Source organism: Robiginitalea myxolifaciens (genome assembly GCF_900115205.1).
Lineage (GTDB): Bacteria > Bacteroidota > Bacteroidia > Flavobacteriales > Flavobacteriaceae > Robiginitalea > Robiginitalea myxolifaciens.
Genome location: NZ_FOYQ01000001.1, coordinates 628,826 through 648,688, shown reverse-complemented (window position 1 = coordinate 648,688; position 19,863 = coordinate 628,826). Strand labels below are relative to the sequence as shown.

15 protein-coding genes and 2 tRNA genes are annotated in these 19,863 nt (G+C 51.1%); 7 read left to right on the top strand and 10 right to left on the bottom strand.

The window, feature by feature from the left end; genetic code table 11:
- Positions 1-84 precede the first annotated feature (84 nt).
- The 3 genes from BM318_RS02850 to mutS all read right to left on the bottom strand — a co-directional run bounded on the left by BM318_RS02850 (position 85) and on the right by mutS (position 3,129).
- Positions 85-169 (bottom strand) — tRNA-Leu (locus tag BM318_RS02850).
- A 49-nt stretch (positions 170-218) separates the two neighbouring features.
- Positions 219-291, bottom strand: a tRNA-Gly gene (locus BM318_RS02845).
- A 123-nt stretch (positions 292-414) separates the two neighbouring features.
- Positions 415-3,129, bottom strand: coding sequence for a DNA mismatch repair protein MutS (mutS, locus tag BM318_RS02840; RefSeq protein WP_092980516.1), 2,715 nt, complete (start codon positions 3,127-3,129; stop codon positions 415-417).
- 209 nt (positions 3,130-3,338) lie between these two features.
- On the opposite strand from mutS, the gene BM318_RS02835 reads away from it, so the two are divergent.
- Positions 3,339-3,884, top strand: a complete 546-nt coding sequence (locus BM318_RS02835) for an RNA methyltransferase (RefSeq protein WP_092980515.1) — start codon at positions 3,339-3,341, stop codon at positions 3,882-3,884.
- A 130-nt stretch (positions 3,885-4,014) separates the two neighbouring features.
- Here the strand turns inward: BM318_RS02835 and folK are convergent, their stop codons facing one another.
- The gene (gene folK, locus BM318_RS02830) at positions 4,015-5,184 is read right to left on the bottom strand and encodes a 2-amino-4-hydroxy-6-hydroxymethyldihydropteridine diphosphokinase (protein WP_092980513.1); all 1,170 of its coding nucleotides are present in this window, start codon (positions 5,182-5,184) and stop codon (positions 4,015-4,017) included.
- 135 nt (positions 5,185-5,319) lie between these two features.
- On the opposite strand from folK, the gene sppA reads away from it, so the two are divergent.
- The 3 genes from sppA (at position 5,320) to BM318_RS02815 (ending at position 10,620) form a co-directional block, all read left to right on the top strand.
- Complete coding sequence (sppA, locus tag BM318_RS02825) at positions 5,320-7,074, top strand: signal peptide peptidase SppA (RefSeq protein ID WP_092980512.1); 1,755 nt, start codon at positions 5,320-5,322, stop codon at positions 7,072-7,074.
- Between the two features lie 3 nt (positions 7,075-7,077).
- Positions 7,078-7,791, top strand: a complete 714-nt coding sequence (locus BM318_RS02820) for a queuosine precursor transporter (protein WP_092980510.1) — start codon at positions 7,078-7,080, stop codon at positions 7,789-7,791.
- Between the two features lie 117 nt (positions 7,792-7,908).
- On the top strand, positions 7,909-10,620 hold the full coding sequence (locus BM318_RS02815; protein WP_177218243.1) for an AsmA family protein: 2,712 nt from the start codon (positions 7,909-7,911) through the stop codon (positions 10,618-10,620).
- Between the two features lie 54 nt (positions 10,621-10,674).
- Here the strand turns inward: BM318_RS02815 and BM318_RS02810 are convergent, their stop codons facing one another.
- Entirely contained in the window at positions 10,675-11,469 is a 795-nt protein-coding gene (locus tag BM318_RS02810; protein ID WP_092980507.1) for a DUF2797 domain-containing protein, read from the bottom strand.
- 71 nt (positions 11,470-11,540) lie between these two features.
- On the opposite strand from BM318_RS02810, the gene BM318_RS02805 reads away from it, so the two are divergent.
- From BM318_RS02805 to BM318_RS02795, 3 genes are all read left to right on the top strand, one after another.
- Positions 11,541-13,070: a GH3 auxin-responsive promoter family protein gene (locus BM318_RS02805; RefSeq protein ID WP_092980505.1), complete on the top strand. Its 1,530-nt coding sequence runs from the start codon at positions 11,541-11,543 to the stop codon at positions 13,068-13,070.
- Between the two features lie 91 nt (positions 13,071-13,161).
- Positions 13,162-13,683, top strand: coding sequence for a DUF3575 domain-containing protein (locus BM318_RS02800; protein WP_092980503.1), 522 nt, complete (start codon positions 13,162-13,164; stop codon positions 13,681-13,683).
- Between the two features lie 184 nt (positions 13,684-13,867).
- Complete coding sequence (locus BM318_RS02795) at positions 13,868-14,440, top strand: hypothetical protein (protein ID WP_092980501.1); 573 nt, start codon at positions 13,868-13,870, stop codon at positions 14,438-14,440.
- Here the strand turns inward: BM318_RS02795 and clpX are convergent.
- The 5 genes from clpX to BM318_RS02770 all read right to left on the bottom strand — a co-directional run bounded on the left by clpX (position 14,415) and on the right by BM318_RS02770 (position 19,772).
- Positions 14,415-15,650, bottom strand: coding sequence for an ATP-dependent Clp protease ATP-binding subunit ClpX (gene clpX, locus BM318_RS02790; protein WP_092980499.1), 1,236 nt, complete (start codon positions 15,648-15,650; stop codon positions 14,415-14,417). The genes BM318_RS02795 and clpX overlap by 26 nt on opposite strands.
- Before the next feature lie 59 nt (positions 15,651-15,709).
- Entirely contained in the window at positions 15,710-16,390 is a 681-nt protein-coding gene (clpP, locus tag BM318_RS02785; RefSeq protein ID WP_092980497.1) for an ATP-dependent Clp endopeptidase proteolytic subunit ClpP, read from the bottom strand.
- Positions 16,391-16,422: 32 nt separating this feature from the next.
- Positions 16,423-17,745 (bottom strand): trigger factor, encoded by a 1,323-nt coding sequence (gene tig / locus BM318_RS02780; protein WP_092980495.1) that lies wholly within the window; start codon positions 17,743-17,745, stop codon positions 16,423-16,425.
- Between the two features lie 86 nt (positions 17,746-17,831).
- On the bottom strand, positions 17,832-18,179 hold the full coding sequence (locus BM318_RS02775; protein ID WP_092980493.1) for a phage holin family protein: 348 nt from the start codon (positions 18,177-18,179) through the stop codon (positions 17,832-17,834).
- Positions 18,180-18,269: 90 nt separating this feature from the next.
- Entirely contained in the window at positions 18,270-19,772 is a 1,503-nt protein-coding gene (locus BM318_RS02770) for an SGNH/GDSL hydrolase family protein (RefSeq protein WP_092980491.1), read from the bottom strand.
- Positions 19,773-19,863 lie beyond the last annotated feature (91 nt).

Sequence of the window (19,863 nt, the reverse complement as noted above, 5' to 3'; positions counted from 1 at the left end):
AGCCTCCTTTCAAGAATGTGGGCTAATAGTTGACTAAGGTTGAAACAAAAACCCTCAAAATCAAATGATTAAGAGGGTTAGAAGTACTCGGGACGGGACTTGAACCCGTACGACCGCAATGGTCATTGGATTTTAAGTCCAACGTGTCTACCAATTCCACCACCCGAGCAGGGGTTGGAACAAAAAAACGCTGACGGACAGCGTTTCTTCTTGCTCTGAGCGAAAAACGGGATTCGAACCCGCGACCTCCACCTTGGCAAGGTGGCGCTCTACCAACTGAGCTATTTTCGCATTATTTCAGGCTTGGGACCTCAGGTCCGGCGCGGAGGCAAATTTAATACAATTTGAGGAATTCCAAAGAATTTTTACCCCAAAAACAAGGGCATTTCGAAGGTGTGGGAATAAGGGGAAGTACTAAGAACTCGCCCGCTTTTTGGCAGTGAGTATGCGCTTTATTTCGTTGAGTTTCATAAGCGCCTCTACCGGGGTGAGTCGGTCGATATCCAGGTCCAGGATTTCCTCCCGGATCGATTCCAACAGCGGATCGTCCAGGTTAAAAAAGCTGAGTTGCATGTCTTCCTGAACAGCCTGTAGGGCCCCAGAGGTTTGTTCCCGGCTAGGATAGGCCTTGGGAGCGGCTTCGGCTTCGCCATTGGTCATGCTGGCTTCAACTTGGGTAGTAGTATTGGAAGCGGTGCCTTCCAGGGCTTCGGCCGAGTGGCTTGCCTCCAGTTTCTTCAGGATCTTTTTGGCCTTCTGCACTACCTGTTGGGGCATCCCTGCCATGCGGGCCACGTGGATACCAAAGCTGTGATGACTTCCCCCTGCTTCCAGTTTCCGCAGGAACAGCACTTTGTCTTCCAACTCCCGAACGGCAACATTAAAGTTGCGGATGCGCGGGAAGCTGTTCTCCATTTCGTTGAGTTCGTGGTAGTGGGTCGCGAACAAGGTCTTGGGGCGGGAGGGATGCCGGTGAAGGAATTCTGCAATGGCCCAGGCAATGGAAATCCCGTCGTAGGTACTGGTACCCCGTCCGATCTCGTCGAGCAAGATCAGGCTGCGGTCCGAAAGGTTATTCAGGATGGAGGCCGCCTCGTTCATCTCTACCATAAAGGTCGATTCCCCCAGGCTGATATTGTCACTGGCGCCCACACGGGTAAAAATCTTGTCGATCAGCCCCAGTCTTGCTGCATTTGCAGGTACAAAACTCCCGGCTTGGGCCATGAGGCTAATCAGGGCCGTTTGTCGCAGAATAGCCGATTTACCGCTCATGTTGGGCCCGGTAATCATCAGGATTTGCTGATTCTCCCGATCCATCAACAAGTCGTTTGCGATGTACCCTTCTCCAGGGGGAAGGCGACGCTCAATCACCGGATGGCGCCCTTGTTCAATATATAGGTCGGTGCCCTGGTGGACTTCCGGGCGCACATAGTTATACTGGGCGGCACTTTGGGCAAAACTGCCCAGGCAATCCAGTTCGGCCAGCAAGCGGGCATTCAATTGAACGGGTCCGATATATTCTTGTAGCCAGCTCACCAACTGGTTGAACAGTTGTTGCTCCAAATCCAGGATGCGCTCCTCGGCCCCCAGGATCTTGGCTTCGTATTCCTTGAGTTCTTCGGTAATGTAGCGCTCTGCATTGACCAGGGTTTGCTTGCGGATCCACTCTTCCGGAACCTTGTCCCTGTGGGTGTTGCGCACCTCGATATAGTAACCGAAGACGTTGTTGGAAGCGATTTTAAGGGAAGGGATTCCCGTGCGTTCCGATTCCCGCTCCAGCATCTGGTCCAGGTAATCCTTGCCACTTCTGGAAAGTCCGCGAAGCTCGTCCAGTTCCTCGGAAAAGCCTTCGGCGATAGCGCCACCCTTGGTAATACCGGCTGGGGCTTCCTCCCGCAGGACTTGCTGAATGCGTTCGATCAAAGGCGTGCAGGGGTCAAGGCTATTGGAAATCTCTAGCAGGGCGTCTGTATCCGATTCCTTGAGGAGGCCCTGAATCGGGGTAATCCCCATCAGGGAGTTCTTGAGTTGCACACATTCCCGGGGACCGATTTTAGCCGTAGCCACCTTGGCGATGAGCCGCTCCAGGTCGCCCATTTGTTTTAATTGGTTGCGCAAGCGCTCCAGGGCAGGAGTAGCCTTTACAAAATAAGCCACCCCATCCTGCCGCTTTACGATGCGGGCTTCTTCCTTTAATGGAAGGGCCAACCAGCGACGGAGCATACGCCCACCCATAGGGCTTCGCGTCTGGTCTAATACATCGAGCAGGGACACGCCTTCTGAATCCCGGGCCTGCAAAACCTCCAGGTTGCGCAGGGTAAAGCGATCCATCCAGACATAATCTTCGGCCGCCAATCGTCTCAGGGACTGGATGTGCCCCAGGCGGCGGTGATGGGTTTCGCTCAGATAATGCAGGGCTGCACCTGCAGCGATAATCCCGTCGGTCAGGCTCTCGACCCCAAAGCCTTTGAGGCTGCTGGTCTTGAAGTGTCCGGTGAGTTGCTCCCGGGCATAATCCTCCTGGAAGATCCATTCCTCCAGAATAAAGGTGTGATAAGAGCTACCGAAAACCTCCTCGAAATGGCGGCGTTGATTGCGCGGGATCAGGACTTCCTTGGGCCCAAAATTCTGCAACCACTTCCCGATGGTTTCCTCCCGGCCTTCCGCCAGGAAAAATTCCCCGGTACTGATATCCAGAAAGGCAATCCCGAGATTTCGGGCTCCGAATTGCACTGCGGCCAGGTAATTGTTGTCCTTGTCCTGCAGCACATCGTCCATAAGGCTTACCCCCGGGGTCACCAATTCGGTAACGCCACGCTTCACGATGGTCTTGGTTTGCTTCGGATCTTCGAGCTGGTCGCAAATGGCCACCCGTTGTCCGGCTCGGACTAACTTCGGTAAATAGGTGTTGAGGGCGTGGTGGGGGAAGCCAGCGAGGGCGGTTTTATCGCCTCCGTTGTTGCGCTGGGTTAGCACAATGTCCAGGATCCCGGCTGCCTTTTCGGCATCCTGGCCAAAGGTTTCATAGAAGTCCCCCACGCGAAACAGCAACAGGGCGTCGGGATAGCGACGCTTGATGCTGTTGTATTGCTGCATCAACGGGGTTTCTTTCTTTGCTTTTTTGGCCATGGTTGTTCTGGTCCGATCGATTTTACCTTGCGAAATAGCTATTCAAACGAAAATAACAGAAATGCCCGCCGTGGCCAATGCCTGTTAATATTTTCGGATAACTTCAAAAGATTCCGTGCTGCAAATTCCAAGAAGGGAAGCATCACCTTCCAAGCCAGACAGTGCGAAGTCGAAAATGGCTACCTTGCAGGGCGGACGAAAATTCCAACATGCGTAAACTCAAAAACGAAGAATTGGGAAGGCTCTCACCGGAAGAATTCCGGGAGGCGCCGAAGATTCCGGTGCACGTAGTGCTGGACAACGTTCGGAGCGCCCACAATGTGGGATCGGTATTCCGCTCTTCAGATGCCTTTCGGGTGGAAAAAATCTGGCTATGCGGAATCACGGCCACGCCGCCCAATCGCGATATCCGGAAAACGGCCCTGGGGGCAACGGAAAGTGTGGCCTGGGAGTATGCCGAATCCACCCCGGAGTTAATTGGCCAATTACAGGGGGAAGGCTTTCAGTGTTTTGCCGTGGAACAGGCGACCCGTGCCCAGGAATTGGCGGATTTTCAACCGGTAGTGAATACGCCCATAGCTTTGATTCTGGGCCATGAGGTAGATGGGGTAGCCCAGGAAGTGGTCGATGTGTGCGACGGGGTCCTGGAAATCCCTCAGCACGGCACCAAACACTCCCTAAATGTTTCCGTAGCCGCGGGAATAGTGCTTTGGGAAGTGAGTCGGAAACTTTCCCCTGCAAGTTCCAAGCTGTAGGCAAAAATGATCCAACAAAAAACCCCGAATCGTGAGATCCGGGGTACTTATTTGAGTGCTTGAGTTAGCTGGTTACCTTTCTAAAAGGACGGCCAAGAAAGCAATTTGGCTGGTTTTTTCCAAAAGTCACCTACACTTTAACATTCCCGGGCTGTAGCGGCATCCCCTGTATGTGGTGGGCGCAGATGCGATCCAGGATGGTGAGGTAGTCGGTTTCCCGGGCCACAAAATCCAACGGCTCCATGTCAATAACCAGGCTGTTGAGATCCGGAGTGGAGCGCATAAAATCAAAATAGCCCCGGTGGATTTCCTCCAGGTATTCCGCCCCGATAGATTTTTCGTAGTCCCGCCCCCTGCGGGCAATTTGCTCCAACAAGCGTTCGGTTCCCTGATAGAGATACACATAGACCCGGGGTTTACGCACTTCGGAATACATGAGCCGGAATAATTTGCGATACAGGGTAAACTCCTCGGCCTGCAGGGTAATGTTGGCAAAGATCAGGCTCTTGTAAATATCGTAGTCACTGATCATGAAGCGGGAAAACAGATCGAGCTGGCCGGTATCCTCGGTGTATTGTTGATAGCGATCTGCCAGAAAGGACATTTCCAGCGGAAAGGCATAGCGCTCCTTGTCCTCATAAAAACGCGGGAGGAAGGGGTTGTCCTTAAAGCGCTCGAGGATGAGTTTCCCCTGAAACTCCTCGGATATTTTTTGTGCCAGGGTGGTTTTACCCGAGCCAATGTTTCCTTCAATCGCCAGAAAACCGATATCCGCAAGCAGTTGTTTGCGCTCGGAAAAAAGTCGAATTCCAGTCCGGACGACTTCTTTGCGGTCGGGTGCCGTTTGCAACAGGTTCCGGGTGTCTTTCATCAAGACCGGATGGTAGTGCTGCGGGGCGATATCGGCCAGGGGTTTTAATACGAAAGCCCGCGTGTGCATTCGCGGATGCGGGACTATCAGGTTTTCCTCCTGCAATTGCGCTTCCCCATAATAGATGAGATCCAGATCCAGACTGCGGTTGGCATAGGTGCCATCGTCCCGGCGCACCCTGCCAAAGTCGCGTTCGATCTCCAGCAATAAGCTCAGCAATTCCGATGCACCCAGGGTAGTTTCCAGGGCTACGCAGAGGTTCAGAAAGTCGTCCCCCTCAAAACCCACGGCAGGGCTGCTGTATACCGAACTAATAGCCGAAACCGTGCCTGCCTTCTCCTGCAAGGCAAAAATGGCCTGCTGCAAAATCCAGGCGCGGCTGCCCTGATTGCTGCCCAGAGAAAGATATGTGGTAACTGCGTTTTGCATCGCGAGGCAAAGTACGAAAACCTTAAAAAAGCTGGTTGCTCATAGGAAAAATGAATTAGTAAATAAAGACTTTGAATTGTAACTCCGAGGGCAAACCAACGACATATAGTTATCTTTAAAAATTAAAATTAGTCTATGGCATTTTTGCGTAACCTCCTGGCTTCCATTTTAGGTAGTTTGGTGGCTTTTGGAATCCTTTTCCTTATGTTCCTGATCTTTGTCAGTATTGCCGGAGCGGAGGAGCAAGTCCGCATTGCGAATAATTCTGTTTTGGAACTGAGATTTACCCGACCTGTTGCGGAATACGCGACCAGCGATCCGGAAGATCCTTTTGCCATTTTTGATGAGCCCACGACCGGGCTGAACGAAATTACCAAGGCCATTGCCCTGGCGGCCAAAGACGACCGAATTTCAGGTATAAGCCTGGGGGGTCCGTACCTGGTTGCCGGGATGTCCCAGACCCGGGCCATTCGAAACGCCATTGCCGATTTTAAAGCCACTGGCAAGTTCGTGTATGCCTACAGCGACTTTTACCTGCAGAAAGACTATTACCTGAGTAGTGTTGCCGATAGCATTTTTTTAAATCCCGTTGGGGAATTGGATTTCAAAGGTCTGGCGGCAGAAGTACTCTATTTCGGGGACTTCCAGGAGCAGTCCGGACTCAAAATGGAGGTAGTTCGCCATGGGAAATACAAGAGCGCTGTTGAGCCGTTTCTTTCGGATACGATGAGCGACGAGAACCGGAGCCAGTTGGAAAGCCTGCTGGAATCGATCTGGGGGCAGATGCGCTCGGAAATTGCCGAAGGCCGGAACATGCCCGAAGCCGACCTGGACGACATAGCAAACGGCTTGTTGGCCCGCAGCCCTGAAAAGGCCCAGGCGTACGGTTTGATCGACGGCATTATGTATCGGGATGAGTACGATGCCAAGCTCCTGGCGGCTACTGAGTCCGACAAAAAGACTCCGTCCATGGTAAGCTTGCAGGATTATATCAAAGCTTCCCGAAACAAAAAAGTATACACCGGCGAGGATCGCATCGCCGTTATTTATGCCCAGGGCGAAATCCTCTATGGAGAGGGAAATCAGGACTATATCGGGCAGGGCATCATGGTGTCTGCTCTGAAGAAGGCCCGTGAAAACGACAAGGTCAAAGCCGTGGTACTGCGCATCAATTCTCCGGGTGGAAGTGCGCTGAGCTCCGAAATAATCTGGCGGGAGATACGACGCACCCAGGAAGTGAAACCTGTGGTGGTTTCCTTGAGCGATGTAGCGGCTTCCGGGGGCTATTACCTGGCCGTTGGAGCAGATCATATCCTTACCGAACCGACGTCCATTACCGGGTCTATCGGCGTCTTTCTGACCATCCCCAATATTGAAGGGCTAAGCGACAAAATTGGGATCAACGCTGAACAAGTCGGGACGCACGAATATGCCCTGGATTATTCCGTCTTTGAACCCATGCGGGAAGACTTCCGGGAAATCCTTAGCGAAGGGGTTGAAGAAACCTATCAAACCTTCCTCGAGCGGGTAGCCGAAGGCCGGGATATTACCGTTGAACAAGCCCACGAATTGGCTCAGGGCCGGGTTTGGAGTGGGGTTCAGGCCGTAGAAAATGGTTTGGCCGATGGCCTGGGCGGACTTCCGGAAGCCGTTGAAAAAGCAGCAGAACTGGCCGAAATAGAAGACTTCCGCCTGCAGGAAATGCCCCGGTATAAAACCGGGCTGGAGCGCTTCCTGGAAGATATGAATGCTTCCTCCCAGGTAAACAGTTCCGAGATTATTGAGCAGGAATTAGGAAGCGAATGGGCTGGGATTTTCCAGAGTCTGAAGACTTCCCTGAAACGAGAAGGAATGCAAACCCGACTGCCTTTTGAGCTGAAGATTCGCTAGTGGATGAAGCCTAGAGACCAACGCGCCGCTTACCGCATTTATTTATTCCTGGGGGCTTTGTTTATCACCTCCCTGGTGGTAGGCAACCTGATTTTCCAGAAGTTTTTCTCCTGGGAACCTTTCGGGGAAGGGGCTACGCTTTTTGGCGCCCCGCTTTTTGTATTATCCGTAGGGATCCTCCCGTATCCCATTACCTTCCTGATTACAGACACGATCTCCGAGATCTTTGGACAACGAAAAGCAAATCAGGTTGTCACAGCCGGTATTTTTGCGTCCGTATTTTCCATGGGGATTATTTTACTGGCCGATTCCCTTCCGGCAATTGAAAGTTCCGGGGTTAACGACGAGCTCTTCAGTAAGGTCTTTGCACTTTCGCCTGTCGCAGTACTGGCGTCCATGCTGGCCTATCTCTTTGCCCAGTATATCGATATTGCCATCTACCATTTCTGGAAAAGACTTACGGACGGGCGTCATCTCTGGCTCAGAAATAACTTCTCCACCTTTTCCTCCCAGATTGTAGACACCTTTACGGTGGTTTTCCTGCTCTGCGTGTTTAAGGTTTTTACCTGGGATATGTTCTACGGCCTCTTTGTTTCCGGCGTCATTTTTAAAGTGATGATCGCCGCCTTGGACACTCCCTTACTTTACCTATTCGTTTACCTGCTGCGCCGGCGTTTCAAGCTCAAGCCCAACGAGGAGATTCCCCTGGAATTTTAAGTCCCGGCCCGGATACCACAATCCCGGGCAAATGCGTTATCAATTAAGGCATATGAGGAAGGCTATCAGGATGTTTTTTGCGTATATATGTCAACCTCGGATCGGAAGAACCACTACATGAAAAAGAAAACAAAAAAGAGATTGAAAATTGCAGGCATTGTCCTGCTGGCATTTTTTGGGTTACTGGCGGCTATACCGCTGTTTCTCGAAGCGAAGATTGAGCCCATACTCAAGCGAAGTGTCAATGCCTCCATCAATGGGAATTTTGATTTTGGAGCGGCTCGCTTAAGCCTGATCCGAAGTTTTCCGAATGTACAGGTCTCTCTGGAGGATGCATCGATTACTACCTTGGAGCCCTTTGCCGGAGATACCCTGATTGCGGCTTCTAAGCTGGAACTGGTGATGGGCCTGGGGGAACTTTTTAAGTCCGAGGGGGAAGCCATTGAATTGCGGGAACTCCGAATTACCGGGGCCGACCTTCGCCTGGTGTCCAATTCCGACGAACAGGTGAATTACCTGATCGCGAAAATCGATACTGCCGAAACTGAGTCCGAGCCGTTTACCCTATCCCTGCAGGAATATGCGATAATAGATTCCCGGGTATCCTATGTAGACCTGGCCTCGCGCATGGCCTTCCTCCTGGAAGATATCCAGCATAGTGGCAGCGGGGACCTCACCCTGGAGCAATCCGAATTAGACACCCATACCCAGGGCTTGATTTCTTTTGGGATCGAGGGCGTGAATTACCTGGATCGCAACGAAGTGGAGTTGGATGCCCTGCTGGGGATTGACCTGACTACAGATACCTACACCTTTCAACAGAGCAAGGGACGCATCAACCAGATGCCGCTGGAAGTCAATGGAAGTGTCGCGCTGATCCCGGAAGGGCAGGAGCTCGATTTACGTCTCAGCACCCCGAATTCAGATTTTAAAAATTTACTGGCCCTGGTACCTCAAGCCTACGCTGGAAATCTCGATGGCGTTACCACCTCAGGGGAATTTACCCTGGAAGGAACCCTGAAAGGAATCAATAGCGAAGAGCGCATCCCGGATTTTGAATTGCGGATGCTGGCCGATAAGGCCGCCTTTAAATATCCGGAGCTGCCGATGGGGGTGGAGGAAATAGCTTTCGATGCTACCCTGAGCAATTCCAGCGGACAGGTGGAACAGACCAGTCTGCAGCTGCCTTTTGCGCGGTTTACCCTGGGTGGGGACCGCTTTGAGATGCGTATGGATGCATCGGAACTTGGCGGGAACCCCAAAGTCAATGCTGCGCTGAAGGGCGTCCTGGACCTGGCCAACCTGGCCCGGGCCTATCCGATGGAGAATACCCACGGGATGCGCGGAAAACTCCGGGCCGATGTGCAGACGGCCTTTAACTGGAATGCCATTTCCGCCAGGCGCTACAGTGAAACCCGAAGTTCAGGCAACCTGGATCTTCAGGATTTTACCTATGCATCGGGGGCCTTACCCAGCGCATTACAACTGCAGTCTGCGCGGCTCCGTTTTGATCCCCAACAGGCTGTCCTGGAGTCCTTGCAGGGAACCCTGGGGCAAAGCGATTTCAAGGCCAATGGAAACCTGAGAAATTACATCGGCTACCTGCTGAGCGATGGGACCTTGCTGGGACAACTCAACCTGGAGTCCAATCGTTTTGTGGTGGCAGATTTTCAACCTCCCGCAGCGGAAGAAGCCGAAACGGAAGCGGAAACCTTTGAGCTTCCTGCGAACCTGGATATCAGCACCGGGGTTAAAGCCGAAACCCTTGTTTATGATAACCTGGAAATGAAGCAGGTAAATGGTACCCTTAGGTTAAAGGATCAAAGCTTGCAACTCACGAATCTGCAGTCCAATACCCTGGATGGGGTGTTAGCCCTCAGTGGCGCTATCAGTGCCCCGGGGGGAAAACCGCGATTTGACCTTGATCTCGGGATCGAGGGATTCCGGATTGCCCAGACCCTGGAAACCATCGAACTCTTTGAGTCCTTGGCGCCAGTTGCTTCGCTCTTAGAAGGGAAATTCAACACCAAACTTCGGCTGAGCGGAGCCCTGAATGAAGATTTTAGCCCGGATCTGACTACCCTGGCCGGTAAAGCGGTTGCTGAGGTGCTGAGCTCAGGACTCAGCGGCAAAAAGGGTGCCGTCGTATCCGCCCTGGGTAGTCGCCTGGATTTCTTTAACGCCGAAAATCTGAACCTCAAGGGCTTGAAGACCGTCCTGGCATTTGAAAATGGATTGGTGGCAGTAGAACCCTTTAGTTTTACCTACCAGGATATCAAGGTCAATGTTACGGGGGGACATACTTTTGACCAGCGCCTGGATTATACCGCGACCTTTGAGGTGCCCGCCAAATATTTGGGCAAGGAAGTAAACGCCCTCCTAGCCGAGATGGACGATCCCGATCTTGCAGCAGTAGCCGTTCCGGTTGTAGCGCGTATCGGGGGGCAATACACCAACCCGGAGGTAAGCACCGATCTGAAAGCCGCAGCCACCGATCTGACCAAACGCCTGGTGGAAATAAAGAAACAACGCCTGATCGACGGAGGAAAGGACAAAGCACGGAAACTACTTGGCGACCTGGTCGGGCAACGGAAGGATTCAACGGCCGACAGTACCCGAACTATACAGGGCGGTTTGCGAGACTTGCTGAAAGGGGTGAAAGGACCTGGTTCCGGTGCTGGTACAGGTACCGAAAAACCGGTTGATTCCACCCAAACGAATTCACAGGCCAATAAGCCACTGGAAGAGAAGGCTAAAAACATTCTGGGCGGCTTGCTCGGAAGGAAAAAAGACACTGCGCGTTCCGTCAAAGACTCGGTCAAGCAATAAGGAAATTTACGCGTGCTTATCTGATGCAAACACTGGATTGGCTAGTCAGCAGCCCTACGCCAGGCTTAGCCGCACCACATAACCTTCGTTGCTACGGATATTGAAGACGGTGTTGTCTTCAAAAATGAGGTACTGCCCTTTGATCCCCATTAATTTGCCGCTGTACTCCGGGGTTTTGTCCAGGTTCAGGCTGTTGACTTTTTCAGGATATTTCAGAACCGGAAAGCTGATGTTGGTTTCCTTGGTCGAAGCCAGGAAGTAGGGGAGTGCCTCCTCCGGGATGTAAGTTTTCAACCGTTCCCGCCAGGCGAAAAGGTCTTCGTCCTTAGCGTTGTTGGTGAGCATTTTTCGCCAGTTGGTCTTATCGCTCACGTGTTCTTTCAGGGCCACTTCGGTAATTCCGGCCAAATAGCGATTCGGGGTTTCTACAATACCTATGGCTTCGTGGGCCCCCTGGTCGATCCATCGGGTAGGCACCTGGGATTTACGGGTAACACCAACTTTGACATTGCTGGAGTTCGCCAGGTATACGATATGGGGCTGAAGCTGCATCTTTTTCTCGTACTCCAGGTCCCGGTCTTCTTTGCCCAGGTGGGCCTGGCTCAATTCCGGGCGCATGATCCAATCGCCGGCCTGGGGGATTTCAAAGAAGCAACTCCGGCAGAATCCCTGGCGGAAAATGGGACGGTCCAGGCCACAATTCAGACATTGAAACCCGAGGAGTTCCAATTTTAACTGTCGTTCCAACAGGGTATTCACGTGCACGAATTCCCCCGGGAGCAACCAGTAGTACTGGACAGTATCCTCCAATTCGGTTTGCATTTTTTTGAGCACCCCTTCGTACGTCATTGGGTAGATGGATTTTAAAAAATGATAGTATATTTAGTCACTTGCGCACGCGACGCGTAAAGATACCAAAAATGCCTATCCCGCTATTTAATTCCATCGCTTCCTGGCTGCTCAAAAAGCGGTATCACCAGATTGAGCTATTCCTCAAATATCCGGAGGAAGTGCAGCGCGAGGTATTGCAACAACTTCTGGAATTTGCCGACGAAACCCAGTTTGGCCTGCAGTACGGTTTTGAGACCTTGTCTACCTACGAGCGATTTGCCCGCAACGTGCCACTGGTTACTTACGAGGAATTTGAGCCGCTGATCGAACGCTCCCGTAAAGGGGAACAGAATGTGTTCTGGCCCACGGAAATCCGTTGGTTTGCAAAAAGCAGTGGTACTACCAACGCCCGTTCTAAGTTTATACCGGTAAGTAGCGAGGCCCTGGAGGATTGTCACTTTAAGTCAGGAAAGGACTTGCTGTGCCTTTACCTGAACAACAACCCGGATTCTCAGCTATTCACGGGGAAAAGCTTGCGACTAGGGGGAAGCAAAGAATTATACGAGGACAACGGAACGTTTTTCGGGGACCTCAGTGCCATCCTGATCGATAACATGCCGCTATGGGCAGAATTCAGCAGTACCCCGAGTAATAAGGTGTCCCTGATGAGCGAGTGGGAAACCAAGCTTGCGGCTATAATTCAGGAGAGTATTGCGGAAAATGTGACCAGCCTGGCAGGTGTGCCTTCCTGGATGCTTGTCTTGCTCAACAAGATGCTCGAGACCACCGGTAAGAACCATCTGTTCGAGATTTGGGAAAACCTGGAGGTGTATTTCCACGGCGGGGTGAGCTTTAACCCGTATCGGGATCAGTATCGCAGTATCCTTCCGCGGGATCAATTCCGCTATTATGAGATTTACAACGCCTCCGAAGGATTTTTCGCCATCCAGGATCAAAACGGAAGTTCGGACCTCCTCCTGATGCTGGATTACGGGATTTTCTACGAATTTATTCCGATGGATACCTTCGGGACGCCCCAGCAACGCGTGCTTCCCCTTTGGGAGGTGGAATGCGGGGTCAATTATGCATTGGTGATTACGACCAATGCCGGACTATGGCGCTACCAGATTGGGGATACGGTACGTTTTACCAGTACCAACCCCTATCGCATCCGTATTACCGGGCGAACCAAGCACCACATCAATGTTTTCGGGGAAGAATTGATTATCGAGAATACCGAGGAGGCTTTGCGCCGGGTATGTGCCGAGTTTAAGTGTAGCGTGGCAGAGTATACTGTGGCCCCGATTTTCATGGAGGGCAAGGAGAAAGGGGCACACGAATGGCTCATAGAGTTTCGGGACGAACCGGAATCCCTGGAGCAGTTCGGGCAGGCCCTGGACAAGGAATTGCAGCGCCTGAATTCGGATTATGACGCCAAGCGCTATAAAAACATTACGCTCAATCCCCTGCAACTCCGGCAAGCCCGTCCCAACCTGTTCTACGACTGGCTCAAAAGCAAGGACAAACTCGGCGGGCAGCACAAGATTCCCAGGTTATCCAACAACCGCGAATACCTGGAAGACCTTTTGGAGCTCGCCCGGGCCGTCAATGTTGGGTAGGCTGGAAAACCCTGCGTTATTTTTAGGTTAACTCCAGGCTGGCTCGCAGCAATTATGCTATCTTTTGCCAGAAATTCTCAAATCAATTGCTATGAAAAGGAATTCTCTACTACTCGCTTTTGCGTTATTATTCTGCTGTGTTGGATTTGCTCAGGAGGAAGAAACAACCTCTGACCAACCCAGGGATGAAATCAAGGTGAACATGCTTTTTGCCCTGGCTGAAGTGCCGGAGCTTACCTATGAACGCCTGCTTTCCGAAGACACTGGCCTGGGGGTAAGTGTGGGGTTTACCTGGAATGATGACATCGAGTATAAGCTGGGGATTGTACCCTTTTACCGCTTTTATTTCGGGGACGGTTATGCCCGCGGTTTCTTTCTGGAAGCCAACACCTTTTTTGGTTCCGTAGCCCAGTACGATTACGATTTTACCACCGATATGGAAATCACCGAGAACGAATTTACCTTTGGATTGGGGATTGCCGCCGGGGCCAAATTCCTGACCTCAAAGAATTGGATCGGGGAGATTTACCTCGGTGTTGGCCGGTATTTCAATGGTTCCCTGGGCGTTGAGGCCTATCCGCGTATCGGGATCGTTTTCGGGAAACGCTTCTAGTTGCAATTCCTTCCAGGCGTCTTCCGCCCGATATTTTGAGGTAGAATTGTGCCCTTTGGCACCGCCATTTTATGTCTACATCGAGTATTTTCTTCCGATAAACTGAAAAATAGCCCGAAATCCACGGTGATTATCCAACTTAGAAGTCCCGAAACAATCTTACGTATTCTAAAAATTGCGTACTATGGCTGAACGTCTCGTTGTCCTTTCCGATATGTGGGGTGCCAAAAAAGGCCTCTGGATAACTTCCTACCTGGGTTATCTCCAACAATATTTCGAAATCGTCTATTACGATAGCCAGGAATTGGCAAATCTGGAAGTTACCGTAAGGACTCCTGAAAACGTCTGCAAGGCTTTTGTGGAAGGCGGCTATTCCACAGCCGTAGCCCATTTGTTAAGCCGGGAAACTCAGCCCAGCCATTACCTTACTTTTTGTGCTGGGGGGACCATAGCCTGGAGTGCAGCCTTACAGGGTTTACCCTTGAAATCGCTCTACGCCGTTTCACCGTTATGGTTACATCGCTACGACAACAGCCCTGAGGCTCCGGCGAAACTATTATTCGGGGAATACCAGGAAAACAAGCCTGCCCAGGCCTGGGCACAGCAACTAGGCGTGGATATGGAAGTAATGCCGAATTTTGGTCGGGAACTCTACTCCGATGAGAAGATTATCGGCAAGATTTGTCTGGAACTTCTGGAATCCGTAACGCAGCAACCGGTAACTCCGCAGCTTACGAAACAGCTTTCAACTTATTGATTTTCTCGTAGGAGAGTTTTTCCTCTGCGTAGGGCTTGGTTACCTTAAATTCGGTATCCTCGCTACTGGGCAGCTCAAACATGGCATCCGTAAAGATCGCTTCGCATAAGGAACGAAGTCCGCGGGCCCCCAGTTTGTATTCAATAGCCTTATCGACAATGAACTCCAGGGCATGATCGGTGATCTTAAAGTCGATCCCGTCCATGGCAAACAGCTTGTGATACTGCTTAATGATGGCGTTTTTAGGCTCGGTAAGGATAGCGCGCAGGGTCTTGCGATCCAGCGGGTTCATATGCGTCAATACGGGTAAACGTCCGATGATTTCCGGGATTAACCCGAATTCCTTCAGGTCTTTCGGGATCACATACTGCAGCACATTCTCCGCGTCGAGGCTCTCTTCCCGTTTTGAAGCACTGTAGCCAATGGCTTTCATGTTCAAACGCTTGGTAATGATTCGCTCGATCCCGTCAAAGGCTCCTCCTGCAATGAAGAGGATGTTTTCTGTATTGACTTCGATGAACTTCTGATCGGGGTGTTTCCGCCCGCCTTTGGGCGGTACATTGACCACGGTCCCTTCGAGTAACTTCAACAGTCCCTGTTGTACGCCTTCCCCGGATACATCGCGGGTAATGGAAGGATTGTCGCTCTTGCGGGCAATCTTGTCAATTTCGTCCAGGAAAACGATCCCTCGTTCGGCTTTCTCCAGGTTGTAATCTGCAGCCTGTAAAAGTCGGGTCAGGATGCTTTCCACATCTTCTCCAACATATCCGGCTTCAGTGAGCACGGTGGCATCTACAATAGCCAGGGGTACGTTGAGCATTTTGGCAATGGTTTTGGCCATCAGGGTTTTTCCGGTACCCGTTTGCCCGACCATTACGATATTACTCTTCTGTATTTCTATCTCCTCTTCTTTGGTGGAAGGTTGTAAGAGGCGCTTGTAGTGGTTGTACACCGCCACGGAAAGCACTTTTTTGGTGCGTTCCTGGCCAATGACATAGGTATCCAGGAAATCCTTGATCTCAACCGGCTTCTTTAAGGTAAGCTCGCTGGAGAGGTCTTCCGATTTGGATTGACGCGACTCCTCGGCTACGATACCATGGGCTTGCTCAATACATCTGTCACAGATGTGAGCGTCCAGCCCGGCAATGAGCAGGTTGGTCTCGGGCTTTTTCCGCCCGCAAAATGAACATTCAAGGTTTTCCTTGGCCATGTGCTTGTACTAGCTACTAATTAAACGTTTCTGAGGGCAAAAATTGTGTTTATGGCGCTTTATGCGCTGTCCCGCTCCAGAATTTCGTCTATCATCCCGTATTTCATAGCCTCTTCGGCCTTCATCCAATAGTCCCGATCGCTGTCTTCGTAGACCTTGTCGAAGGTTTGTCCGCTGTGCTTGGAAATAATCTGGTAGAGTTCGTCTTTGATCTTAAGCACTTCCTGGGCGGCGATTTCAATATCGCTGGCCTGACCCTGCGCACCCGAAAGGGGTTGGTGGATCATCACCCGGCTGTGCTTGAGCCCGCTGCGTTTTCCTTTTTCTCCTGCACATAGCAATACGGCAGCCATGGAAGCCGCCATTCCGGTACAGATGGTGGCTACATCCGGTTTAATGAACTGCATGGTGTCGTATATCCCCAGACCGGCGTAAACGCTTCCACCCGGGGAATTGATATAGATCTGAATGTCCTTGGAGGAATCTGCACTGGCCAAAAAAAGCAATTGCGCCTGGATGATATTGGCTACCTGATCGCTGATCCCGGTCCCCAGGAAAATAATGCGATCCATCATCAGTCGGGAAAACACATCCATAGCGATGGCATTGAGTTGCCGCTCTTCGATGATGTTAGGCGTCATGCCTACAGGATACATGCTCGTTAGGCCGCGTTCGAGGTTCAGGCTGCTAATCCCCTGATCTTTGATCGCAAAATGTTTAAACTCCTCGGTGTAATTCATAGGGTAAGATTCTATTGGTAAAGATAGTCAGTTTAGCCGTAAACCTCCTTGATGAACTGGTCGTAGTTCACTTCCTTGGTTTTCAGGTTGGCTTTTTCCTTGTAGAGTTGGAGGAGTTTCTGGCTCATCAACTGCTCGGAAAGCCGCTTCACTTCCTCCTGATTCCCCAATACCCGGCCGGCAATATTATCTAAATCCTCTTCTTTCGGATTTACCTGTCCGTATTGCGCCATTTGGGAACGAATAAAGCCTTTGGCAAATTCCTTGAGTTCATCGAACTGAATCTCCAGCCCGTGCTCTGTAATGAGTTTCCCTTCGATCAATTGATAACGCAGGCCTTTTTCGGTGCGCTCGAATTCGTCGTTCGCCTCCTCAGCACTGAGCGGCTTCTCGCCGGTAGTCTGCATCCATTTTTTCAGGAACTCCGTGGGCAGATCAAAAGAAGTGGTCTCGATCAGGCGCTCGGTAACGTCATTGAGCAATTTCTGGTCGGACTGCTGTTGAAACTGGGCTTCAGAATCGGCTTTGATCTTTTCGCGCATGTCCTTTTCCGAGGTAACATTTCCTTCCCCGAAGAGTTTATCGAAAAGCTCCTGGTTCAATTCCGCAGGCTCGCGCTCGTTGATTTCTTCAATAGTGAAAGACACTTCAATATTGAGGTCCTCGGCGCGCTCCCTTGGAATTCCCAGTGTACTGGGCAGTAAGTAATCTTCTTTAAAGAGGCCTTTGGTCTTGAGGGTAACCGTGTCGCCCACAGCCTTACCTTTTAAAGCGGTTACGGCTTTTTTACTCTTGATTTTGGAGAGTTCTAAAACGGCTTTGTTGTCGATCTCCTCCTGCTCATTGGTAAAGGTTCCGTTGATTTCGTCGTTCTCCCCAACGGCTTGCTTGGAGACGAGCTTCCCGTATTGCTTCCGGATCCGCAATACCTGGTCGTCTATCATCTTCTTATCCGCTACAATGTTGTAGTGGGTGATCGCTTTTTTGGTTTTGAGCGGCACTTCGAATTCCGGGGCCAATCCCAATTCAAACTCAAAAGCGAAATCATCCGCATCCCAGTTGAAATTGTCTTGTTGCTTTGGCAGGGGGTTACCCAATACATCGAGTTTTTCCTCGGTGAGGTATTTGTTGAGGTTATCCTGAAGCAGTTTATTTACTTCATCTACCAGAACAGCACGTCCATACTGTTTGCGAATGAGGCCGATAGGGACCTGGCCCTTCCTGAATCCAGGAATGTTGGCATTCTTGCGGTAGTCTTTTAAGATTTTTTCGACCTTCTCGTGATAGTCTTCTTTCTTGATATCTACTTTGAGGACGGCGTTCAGCGAATCGATCTGCTCCTTGGTGATATTCATCTAATGCTATGATTTGCAATTAAAAATGGGATGCAAAATTACAGTATTTTTTGCCTGCGACCAAGTTTTGGATGCGGGTAAAATTTTTAGCTTTTCTTCTCTTTGAGCAGGGAAAACAGCAGCGACTGTAACAACGATAGCAAAAGGGAAAATAACAGCGCCCACCATAGCCCGTTTACGGCAAAGCCGTCGATCAGCGCATCGGCCAGCAGGATAATCAAGGCATTGATAATCAGCAGGAACAAGCCAAAAGTGATCAGGGTCACCGGCAGGGTGAGGATTATCAATAGGGGCTTGACGATAAAATTGAGCAGGCTGAGCACTACGGCCACGATTAGTGCAACCATAAAGGAGCTCACCGAAACCCCGGGTAATATATTGGCAAGCAGTACTACCGCCAGGGCGGATAAAAGCATTCTGAGCAAAAAGTTCATAATCGCGAAATCAGGTTTAGTAAGGTTGTATTCAATAAAAAAGGGTTCCGCAGTTGCAGAACCCTTTAAAGATACATTTTTTACTTTTTCCTAGTTGATATAGAGCCCTGTAAAACCAAGGGGTTCAACCCGCGGTAAGGTGGCCCCGTATTCGCTCTCAATGGCGTCGAGGAATAAGTTTGCCAGCAGCGCATAGCCACGCGGACTCGGGTGTACCCCATCCAGGGAGAATCCTCCTCCGGTCGCGTACACGGCAGTAACCACGCTGCCATCAGCCTGGGTTACTCCGGTAGAGGCTACCGTACCGAGGTAGGCGTTGGCATCCACAAAAGCTAATCCATAAGTATCCGCGAGGGCGGCAATGGTTGCATTAAAGTTTGCTGTGGCAGTCGCTACCATTTCTTGTTCTTCAGGCGTCAGTACCCACTGATCTGCAAGCGGAATGGCAACACCGTTGATACTGGTGGGATCCATAGGATTCGCCAGGGTACCAATGATGGTCTGAGAAGTAAACGTCAAAAGGTCATCGGCCGTGGCCTGGCGCATATTGATCAGGGCCGGGTTAAACGCTGTCAGATCCGTAAGGTCTTCGTCGAGGATTACAACGGCATTAGCATCACCAGCGCTAAACGAAATCTGGCGACGGGCAACTTCTTCAGCCGAAATGGCTCCGAGACCTTGCAATTGCAATAGCCCTCCGTTGTATGCCGCGTAAGCAGCGTTGAGTGCGGCTGCGGTTCCTTCGTCCAGGGGTACCGGATTATGAGGAACAGTAGTGAAAAACGGAATAGTCGTTACATCAGGAATGTTGGCAACAACCCCCTGTGCCCCGCCAGCCGTCATGGTCTGGAGGATGGTGTTGTAGACGCTAGCAAAAACATTGGGATCCGTCAGGTCATTTCCGCCGTAAGTGGTCGGATCTAAATTTCCGGTTTGATCCACCCCGGCACCACCTGAGGTAGCAAAGCTTAAAACATCGTTATTTCCGATCCAAAGGCTAAAGAAGGTTGCGCCTTGCGAAGCAGCATCCCCGAGTACAGTGGCCGATGGGTCAGTTGCGATACGGGCATAATACGGGTTGGCCAGGCCGGCAGCTACCCCGGCAACATTCCCGTAGCCTGGAGCTACCAAATGGAAGCTTTTGGCACCCGGTATTCCCATGTTGTTAAAGGGTCCGGAGAGCACGCTGCTCACCTCGGTACTTCCCTGTCCGCTAACCGGTACTGGCGTAGGAGAGCCTGTAGAGAAATCCAGAATTAACCGGTTACCCGCGATTGGTGTTCCTCCGAGAGTTAAACCACCCAGGTTGTCTGCCATAAAAGGAATGCTGAAGGCACCTCCACCAGCTTCGGCGAAACTACCCGCCAGCATGTTGGGATAGGAGGCGGTTTGTCCGTCTACGAAAAGGGCCGCATCGGAAAATCCAGCAGTAAGTGAATTTCCAAGGGCTACGTAAGTGCTAAAGTTGGCTGAGCCGCTGCTATACTGTATCGGGTCCGGCATATCGGGCCCCGGATCCACGATAGTATCGTCATCGCTACACGACACAAAAAAAAGGCCAAAAACGGCCAGAAGAGCCAATAGTTTTTTCATTCTCGAGGGTTTGAGTTAGTACGATTTACCCATATAATACGGGCGGTAATCAAAAGTAACTAAAATTATGACACTCGCAATATGATGGCCT

What these genes read in the sequence shown, in the direction of transcription:
- tig (WP_092980495.1), bottom strand. Translation starts at nt 17,745, where the DNA reads ATGAATATCACCAAGGAGCAGATCGATTCGCTGAACGCCGTCCTCAAA.
- clpP (WP_092980497.1), bottom strand. Translation starts at nt 16,390, where the DNA reads ATGAATTACACCGAGGAGTTTAAACATTTTGCGATCAAAGATCAGGGG.
- BM318_RS02835 (WP_092980515.1), top strand. Translation starts at nt 3,339, where the DNA reads ATGCGTAAACTCAAAAACGAAGAATTGGGAAGGCTCTCACCGGAAGAA.
- BM318_RS02820 (WP_092980510.1), top strand. Translation starts at nt 7,078, where the DNA reads ATGAAGCCTAGAGACCAACGCGCCGCTTACCGCATTTATTTATTCCTG.
- BM318_RS02810 (WP_092980507.1), bottom strand. Translation starts at nt 11,469, where the DNA reads ATGACGTACGAAGGGGTGCTCAAAAAAATGCAAACCGAATTGGAGGAT.
- clpX (WP_092980499.1), bottom strand. Translation starts at nt 15,650, where the DNA reads ATGGCCAAGGAAAACCTTGAATGTTCATTTTGCGGGCGGAAAAAGCCC.
- folK (WP_092980513.1), bottom strand. Translation starts at nt 5,184, where the DNA reads ATGCAAAACGCAGTTACCACATATCTTTCTCTGGGCAGCAATCAGGGC.
- BM318_RS02795 (WP_092980501.1), top strand. Translation starts at nt 13,868, where the DNA reads ATGGCTGAACGTCTCGTTGTCCTTTCCGATATGTGGGGTGCCAAAAAA.
- sppA (WP_092980512.1), top strand. Translation starts at nt 5,320, where the DNA reads ATGGCATTTTTGCGTAACCTCCTGGCTTCCATTTTAGGTAGTTTGGTG.
- mutS (WP_092980516.1), bottom strand. Translation starts at nt 3,129, where the DNA reads ATGGCCAAAAAAGCAAAGAAAGAAACCCCGTTGATGCAGCAATACAAC.
- BM318_RS02805 (WP_092980505.1), top strand. Translation starts at nt 11,541, where the DNA reads ATGCCTATCCCGCTATTTAATTCCATCGCTTCCTGGCTGCTCAAAAAG.
- BM318_RS02800 (WP_092980503.1), top strand. Translation starts at nt 13,162, where the DNA reads ATGAAAAGGAATTCTCTACTACTCGCTTTTGCGTTATTATTCTGCTGT.
- BM318_RS02770 (WP_092980491.1), bottom strand. Translation starts at nt 19,772, where the DNA reads ATGAAAAAACTATTGGCTCTTCTGGCCGTTTTTGGCCTTTTTTTTGTG.
- BM318_RS02775 (WP_092980493.1), bottom strand. Translation starts at nt 18,179, where the DNA reads ATGAACTTTTTGCTCAGAATGCTTTTATCCGCCCTGGCGGTAGTACTG.
- BM318_RS02815 (WP_177218243.1), top strand. Translation starts at nt 7,909, where the DNA reads ATGAAAAAGAAAACAAAAAAGAGATTGAAAATTGCAGGCATTGTCCTG.